The following is a 16641-nucleotide window of genomic DNA, read 5'->3' as shown; positions in this document are numbered from 1 at the left end:
CAATAAAATATCCTGACGTTTAGCATGTTCAATGAAAAATCACCTGGCAATGGTGTCAGCAGCTGTTGCGCCAAAGTCAGTTGGATAAACGAAGATGTTAATGTGGGTTGTGTCTTATCCCGTTTGCATAGGGTGGGGGGCTATGATAAAATGCATTCAATAGGGAGTGATTATGATGACGGAAGAGAGCCACTCACACGACATGTGTGCAACTTCAAGCGAACGAAAGAGTCACCATTCCGACAAAGCCAAGAGTAATCTGATCACCCGATTGAACCGTATCGAGGGGCAAATTCGTGGAGTTAAGGGGCTTATTGAAAAGGATACGTACTGTGATGATGTGCTGAATCAGATTTCATCTATCCAATCCGCGTTAAATGGGGTAAGCAAGCAATTACTTGAGCATCATATGAAAAGTTGTGTCATTGATCGCATTCAAGAAGGCGATGAAGAAGTGATAACCGAATTATTAACAACGATTAATAAACTGATGAAATAAGGGCCCGAGATATCCCACAAACGTACGTAAAAGGACTTCACCATATAGATGAGGTCCCAATGTGAGTTAATCGCCATGTGTTTATTTCTTAATAAGGTTCAAATTAAGCGCCTGCTGTTCCGTTAAAATAAACTCCTGTTGAGGCCAAATATCCTCATCTGCATCTCTGCCGAAGAGACGAAGGAGCTCTAGCCACACCCCTTTTTCTATAGCCTCTGCAGCTGTGATCATGATCTTCATAATAAAACACCTCCTGTGTTTAATTACACGGATCTATTGCTTTTTAAACGAATTAGGCAGGATGTTCCGAAGGTGCTTTATGGATAGGATATGCTCAAGGGTACGAATTCATCCTTTTAAAGTCAGATATAATCGAGATTCATATACGACTGCAACGCTGTGGGAACGTATGTGGATGCCTATGGGGAACCCAAAGACAAGATAAGTCTCTGACTTGACAAATATAGGGTAGGGGGGTATACTAAACTCATTGGATATCAAACACGATAAAGGAGAATGAACCATGAAAAATGTAACGTTAAAAGTAGCAGGTATGTCCTGTAATCACTGTGTGAATTCCGTCGAAGGGGCTTTGAAAACGATAGGAGCAACTGGGAAAGTCGACCTAGCAAACGGAACGGTGATTGTGGAGTTCGACGAAAGTAAGTTAACGATAGAAGCTATTAAAGATGCTATTGAAGAGCAAGGGTACGACGTCTAACAAATGAGGTGTAGATGATGGATACTGCTAATGAAGCAACAGCAACGAAGCAAACATCACTGCAGATCACGGGAATGACATGCGCCGCTTGTGCTAATCGAATTGAAAAGGGTTTGAACAAGCTGGAAGGGATCACGGAGGCTAATGTCAACTTCGCGATGGAACGAGCAACGGTAACTTATGACCCTAGTCGCATCGATGCTGCCAAGATGGAACAAAGCATTCAGAAGCTAGGCTATGATACGGCGAAGGAAGCCGTTGATTTACAGCTTGAAGGCATGACCTGTGCGGCCTGTGCCCAGCGGATTGAGAAGACCTTAAACAAGTTGCCTGGTGTGAGAGCGGCCACGGTGAATTTTGCAATGGAAACGGCCCATGTCGTGTACAATCCAGCCGAACTTACGGTATTGGATATGCAGAATCGGGTGGAGAAGCTCGGCTACAAAGCAGTCCCTGAACAAGAGCAAGGTGATCCTGCTGAACATAGGCGGCAAGAGATTGGAAAGCAAAAGCGTAAGCTTTTGTTATCTGCGATCTTATCATTGCCGTTGCTGTGGTCGATGGTCAGCCACTTTTCGTTTACAACATGGATTTGGATACCGGAATTGTTCATGAATCCGTGGTTTCAATTGATGATGGCAACGCCGGTTCAGTTTTACATCGGAAGACAATTCTACGAAGGTGCATATAAAGCGCTTCGAAATGGCTCTGCCAACATGGATGTACTGGTTTCACTGGGAACGTCAGCAGCTTACTTCTATAGTCTGTATTTGACGATTGATTGGGTTATCGGGGGCGCCAGCATGCATCACGGACCGTCTCTATACTATGAAACAAGCGCTGTGCTGATTACGTTAGTCATTATGGGGAAATTGTTTGAAGCACTAGCTAAGGGACGGACATCGGAAGCGATTAAGTCTTTGATGGGATTGCAGGCGAAGACAGCTTTGGTCATCCGTGAAGGTCAAGAGCTCAACATACCAATAGAAGAAGTTATTACTGGGGATATCGTGCTCGTCCGTCCTGGAGATAAAATACCGGTAGATGGAGAAGTGCTCGAAGGTTCTTCCTCCGTTGATGAATCGATGCTCACTGGCGAAAGTCTGCCGGTAGCAAAGAATCCCGGTGATGCGGTTATAGGGGCAACCCTTAACAAAAATGGCATGCTTCGCATCCAAGCAACGAAGGTCGGGAAAGAAACAGCGCTGGCGCAAATTATTAAAGTCGTCGAAGAAGCACAAGGCTCGAAAGCACCGATCCAACGGGTGGCGGACGTTATTTCTGGGATTTTCGTCCCTATCGTAGTGGGTATCTCCCTTCTCGCTTTCCTAGTCTGGTATTTCGTGGCGACACCGGGTGATTTTGCAGGGGCTCTGGAAAAAGCCATAGCCATCTTGGTTATAGCCTGTCCTTGCGCGCTAGGCTTAGCGACACCGACTTCGATTATGGCTGGATCAGGGCGCGCAGCCGAACTGGGTATTTTGTTCAAAGGCGGCGAGCATCTGGAGAAGACCCATCAGATTGATGTAATCATTTTAGATAAAACAGGTACGATCACCAAAGGAAAGCCAGCACTTACCGATGTGTACGCTGAAGGTGACGAAGCGGAATTCCTACGACTGGTAGGCGCCGCGGAAAGAAACTCGGAACATCCCCTCGCAGAAGCGATCGTGGCAGGGATTAGAGACATGGGCATTGAACTACCAGCGACAGAATCATTCGAAGCCATCCCCGGTTATGGCATTAAAGCTGTCGTTGAAGGGAAAGAGCTGCTCATCGGAACACGACGTCTCATGGAACAATTCGGTATAGATGCGAAGGGTGCCTATGACACGATGTCGAAGCTGGAGGGGTCCGGTAAAACAGCCATGCTTGTTGCCATCAATAAAGGGTACGGGGGTATAGTAGGTGTAGCGGATACCGTCAAAGAAACGTCACACGCCGCGGTTAGCCGTTTGAAAGCTATGGGCATTCAGGTCATCATGATCACCGGTGATAACGAGCGGACGGCCAAAGCGATCGCAGCTCAGGTGGGTATTGAGCATATACGTGCGGAGGTTCTACCCGAAGGTAAAGCGGAAGAAGTGAAGAAACTTCAGGCTCTAGGAAAGAAAGTGGCGATGGTTGGAGATGGTATTAACGATGCACCGGCGCTAGCGACGGCTGACATTGGGATGGCGATCGGAACGGGCACAGATGTGGCCATGGAGGCTGCTGATGTGACACTCATGCGCGGGGACTTAGCCAGCATTCCGGATGCCATCTACATGAGCCGTCAAACGATGAGCAACATCAAACAAAATTTGGTCTGGGCACTTGGATACAATACGTTAGGGATACCGATTGCTGCACTTGGCTTATTAGCGCCTTGGGTTGCGGGTCTCGCGATGGCATTAAGCTCGGTTTCTGTTGTTCTTAATGCACTTCGTCTTCAACGAGTGAAGGTTCGTAACGAATTGACCTAAATATAGAAGAGAGTGAGAAAAGCGCGTGTATATTCAGAAAATAGGGCTTATCGCAGCTGTGCTTGCAGTGCTGCTACTAAGCGCATGCGGCAGTGTAAAAGAGGCAGCCAGCAAGAGCCAGCATGGCAGTCATGCAGCAGCCTCTAGCCCAGCAAGTGCCGATGAGCACAGCGGGCATGGGGGTGGAATGCCTGAGGCATCCACGAACCTGAAAGCTTCGTTCACCTTCGGATCGACAAGTCTGAAAGCGAACGAGAAGTCGGAATTAACGATCCAAATTACGGATCATACTGGCAAGCCAGTCACTGATTTTCAAGTGAATCATGAGAAGCTACTGCATTTGATTATAGTGAATCATAATCTATCGTCCTTTCAACACATCCATCCAGCCTACCAAGGAAATGGTAAGTTTACGGTCAGCGCAAGCTTCGAGGCTGGTGGAGACTATAAGCTCATCGCTGATTTTATTCCTAGTGGCGGAACTAGCACAACGCTCAGTCAATGGGTGAAGGTTGCCGGTAAAGAGGCGGAGCATACGGTGCTTAAAGCGGATGCTAAACTACGGCAAGAGATTAGCGGTAAGGCTGTTGAACTTTCCCTGAGCAGCACGAAGGCCAAAGAAGATGTAACACTCTCTTTTACAATTCGAGACGCTCAGACGAACAAGGAGATCACGAATCTGCAGCCATACTTAGGCGCTGTAGGTCATGTTGTGATTCTGTCAGCCGATGCCGAGCAGTACATTCATGTACACCCGCTTGAGGAGAAGGCAACGGGTCCTGTTGCTAGGTTCGCGACCTCATTCCCAGAAGCGGGAATCTATAAGCTGTGGGGACAGTTCCAGCATAACGGAGAAGTGTTTACAGTGCCTTTCGTTGTTAATGTGAAATAAGCCCATTAATAAGCGTATGAATAAGCCCTTGCGTCCTTCAATAGGAAGGATGAGGGGCTTATTTGTTTTTGAGCCATTAGGGATTGGGATTTTGAGCAGAATCGGGTCTGGGAAGATGTAGGAGTTCCGATAGCTGTGCAGTCAAGAATTCTGGCGTGTAGGGCAAGTCATTACGAAGCCAGAAGACAATCGTACCAATAATGGCCGAGGAGCCATACCAGATTGCGATATCTTTCTTAACTCTAGCATTCAAAGCGGAGGATGCCTCTAACTTGTCCATTCGACTGGTGATAAAATCAGCGATCAGCTTCATGAGCCGTTCTGTAAATACAGGAATACGTTTGGAAGCAAGCAGAACCTTGTAGAAATTTGAATTATCTGCGATATGCTCAAGCATGTTCTGTATGATCTGTATATTGAAACCAGGAGGATCCGGAGCTTCCTTCAAAATGGCATGGATTTCGTTAATCATGTCTTCAGCCAACTTATCAACCATATCGGGAATATCTTGATAATGAAGATAGAAGGTAACGCGATTAATCGTCGCTCGCTCCGCGATGCGATTCACAGTTATCTTCTCAAGTTCGAGCTCATGAAGTAGTTCGATAAAGGCATTTCGAATTAATAGACGCGTCCGGAGTACACGTGGGTCTATTCGTTGTGGTTTTGTTGACATGAGCGATCATTCCTTCTCTCTAAATTTCTATACGACAATTACTTCAAACATTGTAGATAATCTGATAGATAGACGACAAATACATGGAAACTGTTAACTAATAAACATTTATAAAAAAGCTGTTGCTTGTGAACATTAGAATTGATGACTATAATACTATTTACATCGAGTTTATTATACAACACAATGTCAATTAGTTCGAAATTGAATGTGAAAGGAATAATGGTATGAGTAAAATTGCAGCATTTGATCCTAGTTCTATTAAGAAAGGCCCACTTCTATTTGTTATGATTCTTGGAGCTTTCATTGCCGTTCTGAATCAAACGATTATGAGCGTTGCCTTACCGCCACTCATGGTCGAATTCAATATTGCCGCTTCAACAGGACAATGGTTGACCACTGGTTATATGTTGGTTAACGGTGTTTTGATTCCGATAACAGCGTTCCTGATGCAACGCTTTACGACGCGGGAGCTGTTCCAAGCGTCTATGATTATTTTCCTCATTGGTACCATCGTTTCAGCCGTGGCGCCAGGCTTTGAGATATTGTTGACTGGTCGTCTGATTCAAGCAGCTGGGGCAGGTATTATCATGCCGCTACTTATGAATGTTATTTTGACAATCTTCCCGGCAGATAAGCGTGGAGGAGCTATGGGGATGGTTGGGTTAGCGATCATTTTTGCCCCGGCAGTCGGTCCTGCTCTTGCTGGTTATATTTTGGAACATTATTCGTGGCGTACTCTTTTCTACGGCATCATCCCTATTGTTGTTATCGTAATTGCTGTTGCTTTTATGTATCTTAAAAATGTTTCTGAACGTCAGTATCCCAAAATCGATACGTGGGGTGCCATTCTTTCAACCATCGGATTCGGTTTCCTTCTTTACGGCTTTAGTAGTGCTGGCGGCAAAGGCTGGTCAAGCATGGAGGTCATCTTATCTATTGTTGTGGGTGTAGTTGCATTAATTTTGTTTACATGGCGTCAACTGGTTATCAAAGACCCACTTCTAGATCTTAGAGCGTTCAAACATAACATGTTTACCTTGACCACTTTAATCAACATCGCGGTTACAATGGTCATGTACGCTGATATGATGCTGCTTCCGTTGTATTTGCAAAATGCCCGCGGCTATACCGCGTTAGAGTCTGGTATCCTTATGCTCCCTGGCGCATTGCTTATGGGCTTGATGATGCCAGTAGCTGGTAAGCTATTCGATAAATTCGGAGCTAAATGGTTGTCCATTATCGGAATGGTCATTACGATCATAACCACACTTGGATTCATCAATTTGACGGATTCTACAAGTTATACGTACCTAGTGCTCATGTCCACAGGACGACGCTTTGGTATGGCACTATTCTTAATGCCGATCACGACGGCGGGACTCAATCAATTGCCTGCTAGGCTGAATGCGCATGGTACCGCGATATCCAATACCATCAAGCAAGTAGCCGGCGGCGTGGGTACCGCACTATTGATCACCGTTATGACGACAAGAACCAAATCACATGTCATCGAGTTAATGACGGCAGGTAAAACAGCGACGGCTACGAAGGAAATGATTAAAGAGGCATCTATTCAGGGGATTAATGATTCTTATTTAGTTATTATCGGAATCGCAGTTGTCGGTTTGGTGCTATCCTTCTTCATTAAACGTGTAGGCCAGGCGGAGGAAGAAGAAACAGAAGTTGTTACTAGTCGGAAATCGGTAAGTACAACTTAGGAACAATAGAAGTCTCTCAATCAAGTGCAGTACGCTCCTTTGGAGTGTGCTGTGCTTTTTCTTTTTGGTCTAGAGGGATGTCGAACATTTGTGTATAATGAGACAAGTTGACAAACGGACCCGACTTTTCTGAGACTGAAAGGTCAAGAAACACGAAGAAGGAGTGGAGATAGGTTGTTGGTTCACAAGTTTAAAATGGCGTGGTTCTCGAACGTCCAGAAGGATGTCCTCGCGGGGATAACGGTCGCCTTAGCGCTGATTCCCGAGGCTATCGCCTTTTCGATCTTAGCGGGGGTAGACCCGATGGTGGGGCTGTACGCCTCTTTTTGTATTGCAGTGACGATTTCGATAGTAGGCGGGCGCAGAGGAATGATTTCGGCGGCAACTGGCGCTATGGCTTCATTGATGGGACCTGTCGTGGCGAAATACGGGATCGAGTATTTATTCGCTGCGACGATACTTACGGGTATTCTCCAGTATGTGATGGGGCTTTTGAAATTTGGCAGATTCATTACCTTTATCCCCCATTCGGTCATGACGGGATTCGTGAATGCCTTGGCGATCATTATTTTCATGGCGCAGTTCCCCAGCTTTGAAGGGGCGAATTGGCAGATGCTGCTGATGATTGCAGGTACGCTGGTTATTATTTATATGTTGCCGCGATTCACACAGGCGGTGCCCTCACCGCTAGTGGCCATTATTGTGATGACGATCATTTCCATGAGTCTGAATCTCGATCTTCGGACCGTTGGGGATATGGGCAAAATCACACAAGAGCTGCCATTTTTCCATATTCCGCAAATTGATTTGTCGCTGGATCTGGTCTGGCGCATGCTGCCATTCTCTTTAGCACTTGCGGTTGTCGGTATGACGGAATCCCTGATGACGGCCACGATTGTAGATGAGATGACGGAAACGAAAAGCGACAAAAATAAAGAGGTCAAAGGCCAAGGGATCGCGAATGTGGTCTCAGGGTTGTTCGGTGGAATGGCAGGTTGTGCGATGATCGGACAAACAGTCATCAATGTGAAATCCGGAGGGAGATCGCGGTTATCGACGTTTGTATCAGGCGTGTTTCTGCTATTCCTTATTCTCGTTCTCGGCGATGTCGTTCGACAAATTCCGATGGGTGCGCTGGTTGGTGTCATGTTCATGGTATCGATCGGGACCTTCGATTGGAGCTCATTACGAACGCTCGCTAGAATACCTCGGAGTGATGCGCTTGTCATGGTCGTGACCGTTGCCGTCGTTTTGGCCACATCCGACTTAGCGTTAGGCGTTGTAGCTGGTGTGATTTTGAGTGCATTGGTCTACGGTTGGCGCTCTGCAAGAATCAAGGCTCACGCGAGTATAGAGAAGAATGGTTCCAAAGTGTATCGGATAACGGGACAGCTGTTCTTCGGTACGATGGCGCATTTTGTAGAGCTTTTCGATTATAAAAATGACCCAAAAGCGATCGTTATCGATTTCAGCACTTCTCATGTATGGGATCATTCCGCCGTGACGGCGATTGCCAAAACCATGCAAAGATACGAGCAAATCAATAAAACCGTCACGATTATTGGCTTGAACGCGGAAAGCAAGCACCTGATGGATCGAGTCGGACCACTGCAACACTAGGCCTTCCAATGAGGGGTGAGAATTACGTTGAAACATCGTTTAAGGGCACTCGCTGTGCATGCCGCTACATTCATACATGTTGCACTAATAGGTTCATTCATCAAATGGGTTTTCTATGGAAGCCTAGTGGGGATTGTCACAGGTTCCGCTTCGGCACTGTTTCTAGCCAGTTTAGACCTTGTTACCGAGAAGCGATTGAGCCATCCATGGTTGTTGTTTCTTTTACCGTTAGGCGGGGCGTTAATGGCGTATGTCTATCTGAAAATGGGCAAAAATTCGGGCAGGGGGAATAACCTGATCCTCGAACAGCTTCATGATGAAGGGAAGGAAGCGATTCCTTTCCGGATGGCGCCACTGGTGCTTATAGGGACACTTGTCACGCATCTATTTGGCGGATCAGCGGGTCGCGAAGGGACGGCTGTTCAGATGGGGGGAAGCTTCGCCGAATGGATAGGGCGCATCTTCCGAGTGGACGAGGCTGATCGGAAAATCCTGCTCATGTGCGGAATCAGCAGCGGGTTTGGCTCTGTTTTTGGGACGCCGCTTGCGGGAACTATCTTCGGCTTAGAGGTGGCTGCCATTGGGATGATGAGGTATCAAGCGCTGATCCCCTGTTTTATTGCCAGCTTGGTAGCTCATCTCGTTACCACGGCATGGGGGATTCATCATATTCACTATACGATGGGTAGCGTCCCTGAGATATCCACAGGAGTTATACTCAAGGTCGTTTTGGCCTCGGTCCTATTCGGATTAGCCAGCATTCTGTTTAGCGAGCTTACCCATGGGATGAAAAAGCTGTACTCACGGCTATTCGCGAACCCCGTGCTGCGAGCCTTTGTCGGCGGTCTTGTGATTATTGTGCTTGTTGCGATTTTCAGAACGAGGGACTATCTTGGGCTGGGCATCCCCTTGCTGCAGCAATCTTTTGAAGGGCCAGTTGCTCACTTGGCCTTCTTATGGAAAACGGTGTTCACCGCGCTTACTCTCGGTGCTGGTTATCTCGGCGGGGAAGTAACCCCGCTGTTCGTCATTGGCGCCACGATGGGCAACTCGCTTGCCGATCTATTGGGTGTTTCCGCGCCATTCTTAGCGGCGCTGGGGCTAATCGCGGTATTCAGCGGTGCGACGAACACGCCGCTAGCTTGCTTTATCATGGGCGTGGAGTTGTTCGGCTCCGAGGGGATCCTCTATATGTTCATGGCTTGCATCGTGAGCTATTTGTTCTCCGGCCATTCAGGGATTTACACCTCACAGCGAATCGGGTTGTCCAAATCGAGAGGACACGCTGTGCCTGAGGGGGCAACATTGGCTTCGATCAAGTCGAAGAAGAAAGAATGAGTGAGTGTAAGCGGGCCGTCCTGTAAAGTAGATAAGTCTACTTGTGGACGGCCTGTTTTATTTGTTGAAAACCAATTAGTCCGATATCTCCGAACTAAAACGAGGATTTCTTGTGAAAAAGGACTAATAGGTGCTGTGGCAGTAATCCCGACCCCCGAGGTAGTCGGAAAAATCGACTATCTCAGGCGTGCCAGAGGGCAAAAAGGGAAACTGCCCCTCTGTGATCCTACGACCATTTGGCTCTAAACGCTGTGTGCGGCATGAATTTGGAGGCACCAGATTTGAACAATCCAGCTAGAATAACACAGTGCAAGGCAACAACCTCCTGCACCCAAACGGGCTTGGAGGGGGAATCAGCAGCAAAGGTATGAACCTCTTGAAGGGCCATTTGCTGTGCAAAAAGAAGGAAATCCTCGCGCAAGCAATAGAGATTCTGTTCAAGCTCAATAGGTGATTGTTGCAGGGCATGGAGTCCTCTGCCGATACAAGCGAAAGTCTGTAAGGTAGGCGGCAGGAGACAAGACAGCCATTTGATACACAGTGCGATCTGCCTTTGGTTTGGCGCTTTTCGTAAGTTGAATTGATGATTCAGATCGAGGATGCCGCCCGGAATGACATAGGGGGTTTCCACTGTGGAGCTAAAAATATGAATATGGTCCTCCCCCACATGAATGATATCGAGATGGTTAGGGATATCCGCAGCCCAGACAGCTTTCTTCAGAGCGACTAGATGATCTTCCGTTTCATGCTCAGCGTGCTCTGGGGTGTTAGTTAATAAATCAGATAATACGTTCTTCCCTTGACCTAGCTTACCTAACTTCCTCATGTACTTATCATTGTGCATTCGATTACCTCACCTGTAAGTTACATAGTTATCATTACCGCGGCAGCGGTGTTCAGAATTCAAATAATAACGCAATAACACTGGAAGGTCAACCCATTTTTTACTATTTTTATAAAAAAGCGAACAAAAAATAAGACCAAATCCAATCCTGGATCGGGTCAATATGTAATTGGCTTAGATTACAAATTTGTAGCCTACGCCCCATACGGTCTTAATATATTTCGGCTCTTTGGGATTGATCTCGATTTTCCTGCGCAAATTCGTAATATGTACATCAATCGCCCGCTCATTTATGTAGGAGTCGAATCCGCGTAAAGCATTGATCAGGTCTTCGCGACGGTATACCCGTTCAGGATGTTCAACTAGCAATCGAATGAGCTCAAACTCAGAGAAGGTCATTTCGATCGATTCACCTCGTACGTGCAAGGTTCGTTTCTCTAAATTAATTTGGAGCTCCATGGCGGGAACGGTAATCCGTTGGCGAATCGGGGTAGGAGTAGCAGGCTGTTGCTCAGCGGGTAGTTCCTTTTTGAAGCGACGTAATAGGACTTGGATGCGGGCCTTCATTTCATGCATACTGAATGGTTTGCATAAATAATCATCGGCGCCAACGGTAAAGGCTTCAATTTTCTCACTGACTTTGGAATTAGAGGAGATGATAATAATCGGAACAGGTGTTAGTCCTCGTAAGGAATTGCATAGCTCTGTACCTTCAAAGTCTGGGAGAATAAGATCAAGTAGTATCAGATCTGGCTGGAAACTGTGTAGAGCCGTTAGACCCTCCTGTCCATTGTGGCACCTGAGAACTAAGAAGTCTTCCTCTTTCAGATACATGCAGATCATCTCACCGATAATATCATCGTCCTCAATTAATAGAACTCTGTCCATTAGAAGTTCCCCCTAACGCATAGTTTTCTAATTTGAAATGTGTATAAAGTGATGAGGTGAGTGATGTTGCTAATATTTAGCTAATAATTCTATTATACGCTGTCGAATTTTAAGAGTAAACCGTTTTCATCTTGGAAATCTAAAAAAATGTTAGTAAAATATTAGCGAAAAGTAGGTGTGAAATTCATAAGATTTAAGTAAGTGTCCTAATAAGTGGAAAGTATACTGGTGGTATAAGTAAGAATGGCTTGAAGAGGTGGCGGGGGAATGAGTTTGATAGGCAGGCATGGAGTACTAGTAGTGAGTAGGTCGGAACGAACTCAGGGGGTCATTACGACCATATTGAAGCAGGATGAACAGCTTATACTGTCGGGAGTTGTAGCAGATGGCAGTGCTGCATTGGCATGTGTGTTTCGAGACAGGCCGGATTTGATCCTCATTGATATGGACTTGCCTGATTTGTTGGGACTTTCGGCACTTCAACTCATCATGGACCATAGTCCTATTCCTGTGATCATACTGAGTACACTTACCTCGGAAGGCTCGGCTCAAACGATCCAAGCGATGCGTTTTGGCGCAGTCGATTATTTCCATAAAGAGATGTTAGTTTCGGGTTTGGAGGGGGATGGGGTAGTCACCTATTTCCTCGAACGTTGCAAGCTTGCTGTTCAAAATGGGGTTAAAGGCGTATATCCCGCAAGCACGCAATCAGACGGATACATGGACAGCTTGCAGCCTGGCGCTCCGTTAATCAATGGCGCTTTGCTGCAGAGACGGATGGATATTGAATTATATCTTCGCCATGCAATCTCGAAGGAAGAATTTAATCTTGTCTATCAGCCTGTTGTTGACATCAGTACGAATTGTGTTGTCGGTTTGGAGTGTCTTCTTCGCTGGGACAATGCTTATATCGGCTACGTCCCGCCTTCGGAATTCATTTCGATTGCAGAAGAAAGCGGGCTTATCCACGAGATTGGGGAGTGGGTGCTGCGAGAAGCTTGTAGACAGAACCGGAAATGGCAGCTCGCGGGCCTTCCACCCATGTTTGTAGCTGTCAATTTATCGCGCAAGCAGTTCAATGATTGTCGGTTAAGTGGAACCATTGCAGCAATCTTAGAGGAGACCGGCTTAGAGCCTAAGTACTTAGAACTTGAAATTACAGAGAGCTTGAGTGTTGATGCCAGACTAGCCGCGGATACACTAGGGAAACTCAAAGAGCTGGGTCTCCGCATTGCTATGGATGATTTCGGTACAGGCTATAGCTCGCTTGGCTACCTGCGTGATCTTCCGGTGGATAAAATGAAAATAGATCAATCCTTTATCAAAGGGTTACAACACGGCCAAGTGAACGCAATCATCGTGAGCACGATGCTATCAATGGCGAAGCAATTGAACCTCTCTGTGGTGGCAGAAGGCGTTGAAACCGAAGAGGAGCTGCAGTTGCTGCGCGAGTATGGCTGCCGCTTCGTTCAAGGCTATTATTTTAGCAAACCAGTCGAAGTTAGACATATTGAAGAAATGTTGTATCAACTAGCCTAAATGAAATGATAGAATGATGAAGGATAAGTTAAATGAGTATCCTCACTAGAGTCAGAAACGGTTGGTGATTACACTGTTACGTGATTTGATTATCAATTTTGCGTTAATAACCGTCTTTGTCGGATTTGTGGAACACTTCTTTCTCCTCATGAAGCTTGATCAGAGGCCAACCTGGCTAAATAAAGTCTATATAGGTTTGGCACATGGGGTGCTTGTGGTCGTTCTGATGAATTTCAGAATTCAAATGGAACCACAAGTCAGTCTGAATTTCCCAGGCGTCGGTTTGCTGCTGGCTGCTAATATGGGAGGCATGATTTCTTTATTTATTACCTTTATCAGTTTATGGGTAGGTAGATTCATCATGGAAAGTACGATTTCTTTGCCGCAGCTTCTGATTGGGGTTGCAGCAATTACAGGAACGGGTATCCTATTTGCCAAAATAAATTCCTATTGGAAGAAATGGTTGTATGGATCAACGTTCTTCTTTGTTTTTTATTATGTCATGGCTTGGATGGTGTCCGGTGCGTCACTCGACATCTTTTGGAAATATATCAGCTACCAGTTGATATGCGTCTTTGTAATCGCTTGTTTCTTGCGCTATCTGGTTCGAAATCGGGAATATAAGCAGCAGATTCGACAGGTTGAGGAAGAGTTGCTTGATATGTTACGTTTTCAACCGGGATTCACGTTTAAGCTCCATAAACATCGTGATGAATACGTTTACATAGTGATTGAAGGCCAGCTTCTGCAAATGCTAGGCATGAAACCTAGTCAGTTTATTGGCAAGAAAGTAAGTGAAGTGAATGTATTTAACGAATCTTTTCTGGTTCGTGTCCAGCAATATTACGAGAAGGCTTGGCAGGGTGAACGTGTCAGTTACGAGTATGACTACAACGGCTTTACAATTCTAGTAAGTCTACAGCCCATCTATAAATATGGTCATGTGATTGAATTGATCGGTTCTGCTTGTGATGTTACGGAGCAACGCGCTGCTTTAATTAAAGCAAGAGCTAGGGATGAACAATATCGGACCTTGGTAGAAAACTCGGAAGATTTCATATTTCGATTTCGCTTGGATGGTACCATTGCCTCGTCCAATAGTAAGATGTATCTGACATACCAGATGGATGCCGACCAAGTGAAAGGAAAGCTGCTAACCGAATTGGTCCAAATGGACGAGCCGGAGACATGGGAAATAGGGTTCGAGCAAACCATTCTGGAGCGGAAAACGCAACAGTTCGGTATTCATCTCCTGCATCCGGATGGGTCCGAGCATGCCTATAATGTGACGTTATCGCCCCTATTCACGGAAGGGGAGAAAGAAATTGATGGTGTAACGGGAACGGTCCACGATATCACGGATCTGAAGAAGCGGGAAGAAGCGGATCAGTCCAACAGGGCCAAGAGCCAGTTCTTAGCTAGGATGAGTCATGAAATACGTACGCCGCTCAACGGGATCATCGGGTTGTCTCTGCTTTTACAAAGGACAGAGCTATCTACGATTCAGCAGGATTATTTAAGCAAAATTGATTCATCCTCTAATGTTCTGCTTGCTACGATTAATGATATTCTTGATTTTTCGAAGCTTGAAGCGGGGAAAATGACCTTAGAAACGGTAGATTTCTCACTGGAGGCATCCCTCCAAAAGGTAGCTGATCTTACGAGTGTATCGTTAGGCAAGAACCGAATCGAGATTATACTCGAAACGTCGGAGGACCTGCCTGATTTCGTAAGTGGTGATCCGTTTCGCTTAGAGCAAGTACTCATTAATCTAACGAATAATGCGATTAAGTTTACGAAGAGGGGCTATTTGAGATTGAAAGTCGCCCTAGAGGAAAGGTCTGATGAGGGTTACTTACTCTCGTTCGCCATGGAAGATACAGGCATCGGAATCTCTAAGGAGCAGCTCTCGAAGCTCTTCGTTCCGTTCTCACAAGCAGATACGTCAATGAGTCGGCGATATGGGGGGACAGGCTTAGGGCTTGTCATCTGCCAGCATTTAGTTCAGTCCATGGGCAGTGTTTTGCAAGTGGAGTCCACTCTTGGGCAAGGCAGTCGATTCTATTTCAACTTAATGCTAGGGAAAGCTCGTGCCGAAGAGGAGGCGCAGCCTAATGTCGAACAGACGAAGGTTAGTTCTTGTCAGAATCAGCGAATTCGGATTGCCGAAGACCATCCTCTCGTTGCAAAGCATATCTCTGAATTACTTAAAGCGATGCACTTGGAGACAGAACGCGTAGCGACTGCGTCGGAATTAGTAGCTGCGTTGGAAAAGGATGCGTGGAATGACTCGCCTGTTGACTATGTGCTTCTCGATATGCAAATGGATGATCTCGAGTGTCAGGATAGGTTAGAGAGAGTGATCGCACCAATCGACCGTTCACGTACGAAGATAATCGCCTATACGACACTTGATGGCAGGGAACTGATGTCAGAGCTGCCGGAGGCTTTGCAAGCTGATGTTGTGCTCGTGAAGCCAGTAAGCAGAGCTAATCTGAGGCTGGCTATCGAAGGATTAGCTCACAGGGAGATCCGAACTGTTGTAGCGGAAACTACTCTGATGTCGCATACAGAAGCGGAGCAGGTAACGAAGTCCAAAGGGAACATTCTCGTGGTAGAGGACAATGAGATCAATCAGCTCGTCATCTCTGAGCAATTGAAGCAATTGGGCTATCACGCGGTGATCGCACAGAATGGCCTTGATGCTTTAGCTTTAGCTGACAACCAGCCATGGATGCTGATTCTCATGGATATACATATGCCAGAGATGGATGGTTATGAGGCTACACAGAAGCTGAGACAGCGCAAGCATTTGAATCACGTGCCTATCGTGGCACTCACCGCGAATATGCTTATGCAGGATCACATGCAGCTGCTGAAGCTGGGAATGAATGATTTGCTTATTAAACCGATTACGGAGCGCCAGCTGATAGATATGTTAGGGAAATGGAATCAATTGAGCTTGTTGAACCAATATCCAGGGGTTGGTGCGGAGCAATTAATGCGGAATATTGATCAGAAGCTGCATATTTTCCAGTATATGATGGAGAAATTTAAGCAGGATTACCATAACTTCTATGACCAGATGATACCATTTATAGTTGGCGGGGAGCTCGTTGCTGTTAAAAGGAAGATCCACACCCTGAAAGGGATCGCTGTGAATTTCTACGCGGATACGCTGGTGGCGGAGGTGCTCGCTATGGAGAAAGAGCTGGAGAAGGGCATACATACTGAGGAAGTCATATACATTTTGAAACGAATTCAGCATGAGATCGATGGGATTCTTGGACAGCGCAGTGCCACTGTGGCGTTAGGCGAAACTCACTGAGCGTGTTCGAAATGTTGAAAGCGTAGCGGACGAAGAGGCCTGATGTTGACGTTGATACCGAGTGAGACGGTCGACGTACATCAGGCCTTTATGTTTTGTTTCGTAAATCT

13 protein-coding genes are annotated in these 16641 nt (G+C 46.2%); 9 read left to right on the top strand and 4 right to left on the bottom strand.

The features are described from left to right. Positions 1-175 precede the first annotated feature (175 nt). Complete coding sequence (locus ACSQ8P_RS33090; protein WP_056618141.1) at positions 176-499, top strand: metal-sensitive transcriptional regulator; 324 nt, start codon at positions 176-178, stop codon at positions 497-499. An 81-nt stretch (positions 500-580) separates the two neighbouring features. Here the strand turns inward: ACSQ8P_RS33090 and ACSQ8P_RS33085 are convergent, their stop codons facing one another. Then, positions 581-739, bottom strand: a complete 159-nt coding sequence (locus tag ACSQ8P_RS33085; RefSeq protein WP_436239066.1) for a hypothetical protein — start codon at positions 737-739, stop codon at positions 581-583. A gap of 283 nt (positions 740-1022) precedes the next feature. Here ACSQ8P_RS33085 and ACSQ8P_RS33080 point away from each other — a divergent pair, with 283 nt between their 5' ends. The 3 genes from ACSQ8P_RS33080 to ACSQ8P_RS33070 are packed head-to-tail and all read left to right on the top strand — an operon-like array spanning position 1023 to position 4577. Continuing rightward, positions 1023-1220, top strand: a complete 198-nt coding sequence (locus tag ACSQ8P_RS33080) for a copper ion binding protein (RefSeq protein ID WP_436239065.1) — start codon at positions 1023-1025, stop codon at positions 1218-1220. Positions 1221-1237: 17 nt separating this feature from the next. Beyond that, positions 1238-3685: a heavy metal translocating P-type ATPase gene (locus tag ACSQ8P_RS33075; protein ID WP_436239064.1), complete on the top strand. Its 2448-nt coding sequence runs from the start codon at positions 1238-1240 to the stop codon at positions 3683-3685. A 25-nt stretch (positions 3686-3710) separates the two neighbouring features. Continuing rightward, entirely contained in the window at positions 3711-4577 is an 867-nt protein-coding gene (locus ACSQ8P_RS33070; protein ID WP_436239063.1) for a hypothetical protein, read from the top strand. A 76-nt stretch (positions 4578-4653) separates the two neighbouring features. On the opposite strand, the gene ACSQ8P_RS33065 is transcribed toward ACSQ8P_RS33070, so the two are convergent. Next, complete coding sequence (locus ACSQ8P_RS33065; protein ID WP_436239062.1) at positions 4654-5253, bottom strand: TetR-like C-terminal domain-containing protein; 600 nt, start codon at positions 5251-5253, stop codon at positions 4654-4656. Between the two features lie 227 nt (positions 5254-5480). Between ACSQ8P_RS33065 and ACSQ8P_RS33060 the strand changes: the two genes are divergently transcribed. The 3 genes from ACSQ8P_RS33060 (at position 5481) to ACSQ8P_RS33050 (ending at position 9932) form a co-directional block, all read left to right on the top strand. Beyond that, positions 5481-6974 carry a DHA2 family efflux MFS transporter permease subunit gene (locus ACSQ8P_RS33060; protein WP_436239061.1) on the top strand — a complete coding sequence of 498 codons (1494 nt, stop codon included), beginning with the start codon at positions 5481-5483 and terminating at the stop codon, positions 6972-6974. 177 nt (positions 6975-7151) lie between these two features. Further along, the gene (locus ACSQ8P_RS33055) at positions 7152-8594 is read left to right on the top strand and encodes a SulP family inorganic anion transporter (RefSeq protein WP_436239669.1); all 1443 of its coding nucleotides are present in this window, start codon (positions 7152-7154) and stop codon (positions 8592-8594) included. Positions 8595-8621: 27 nt separating this feature from the next. Further along, positions 8622-9932, top strand: coding sequence for a voltage-gated chloride channel family protein (locus ACSQ8P_RS33050; protein ID WP_436239060.1), 1311 nt, complete (start codon positions 8622-8624; stop codon positions 9930-9932). 226 nt (positions 9933-10158) lie between these two features. Here ACSQ8P_RS33050 and ACSQ8P_RS33045 read toward each other — a convergent pair whose 3' ends face one another. After that, on the bottom strand, positions 10159-10776 hold the full coding sequence (locus tag ACSQ8P_RS33045) for a hypothetical protein (protein WP_436239059.1): 618 nt from the start codon (positions 10774-10776) through the stop codon (positions 10159-10161). 174 nt (positions 10777-10950) lie between these two features. Further along, on the bottom strand, positions 10951-11664 hold the full coding sequence (locus ACSQ8P_RS33040) for a response regulator transcription factor (RefSeq protein WP_436239058.1): 714 nt from the start codon (positions 11662-11664) through the stop codon (positions 10951-10953). Between the two features lie 300 nt (positions 11665-11964). On the opposite strand from ACSQ8P_RS33040, the gene ACSQ8P_RS33035 reads away from it, so the two are divergent. Next, positions 11965-13203: an EAL domain-containing protein gene (locus tag ACSQ8P_RS33035; RefSeq protein ID WP_436239057.1), complete on the top strand. Its 1239-nt coding sequence runs from the start codon at positions 11965-11967 to the stop codon at positions 13201-13203. A gap of 85 nt (positions 13204-13288) precedes the next feature. Continuing rightward, entirely contained in the window at positions 13289-16531 is a 3243-nt protein-coding gene (locus ACSQ8P_RS33030) for a response regulator (protein ID WP_436239056.1), read from the top strand. The last annotated feature ends 110 nt before the right edge of the window (positions 16532-16641 follow it).

This window comes from Paenibacillus sp. LjRoot153, assembly GCF_964253085.1.
In the GTDB taxonomy this organism is placed as follows: Bacteria; Bacillota; Bacilli; order Paenibacillales; family NBRC-103111; genus Paenibacillus_E.
The sequence above is the reverse complement of the archived record's forward strand: the minus strand, read 5'-3'. Positions and strand labels throughout refer to the sequence as shown.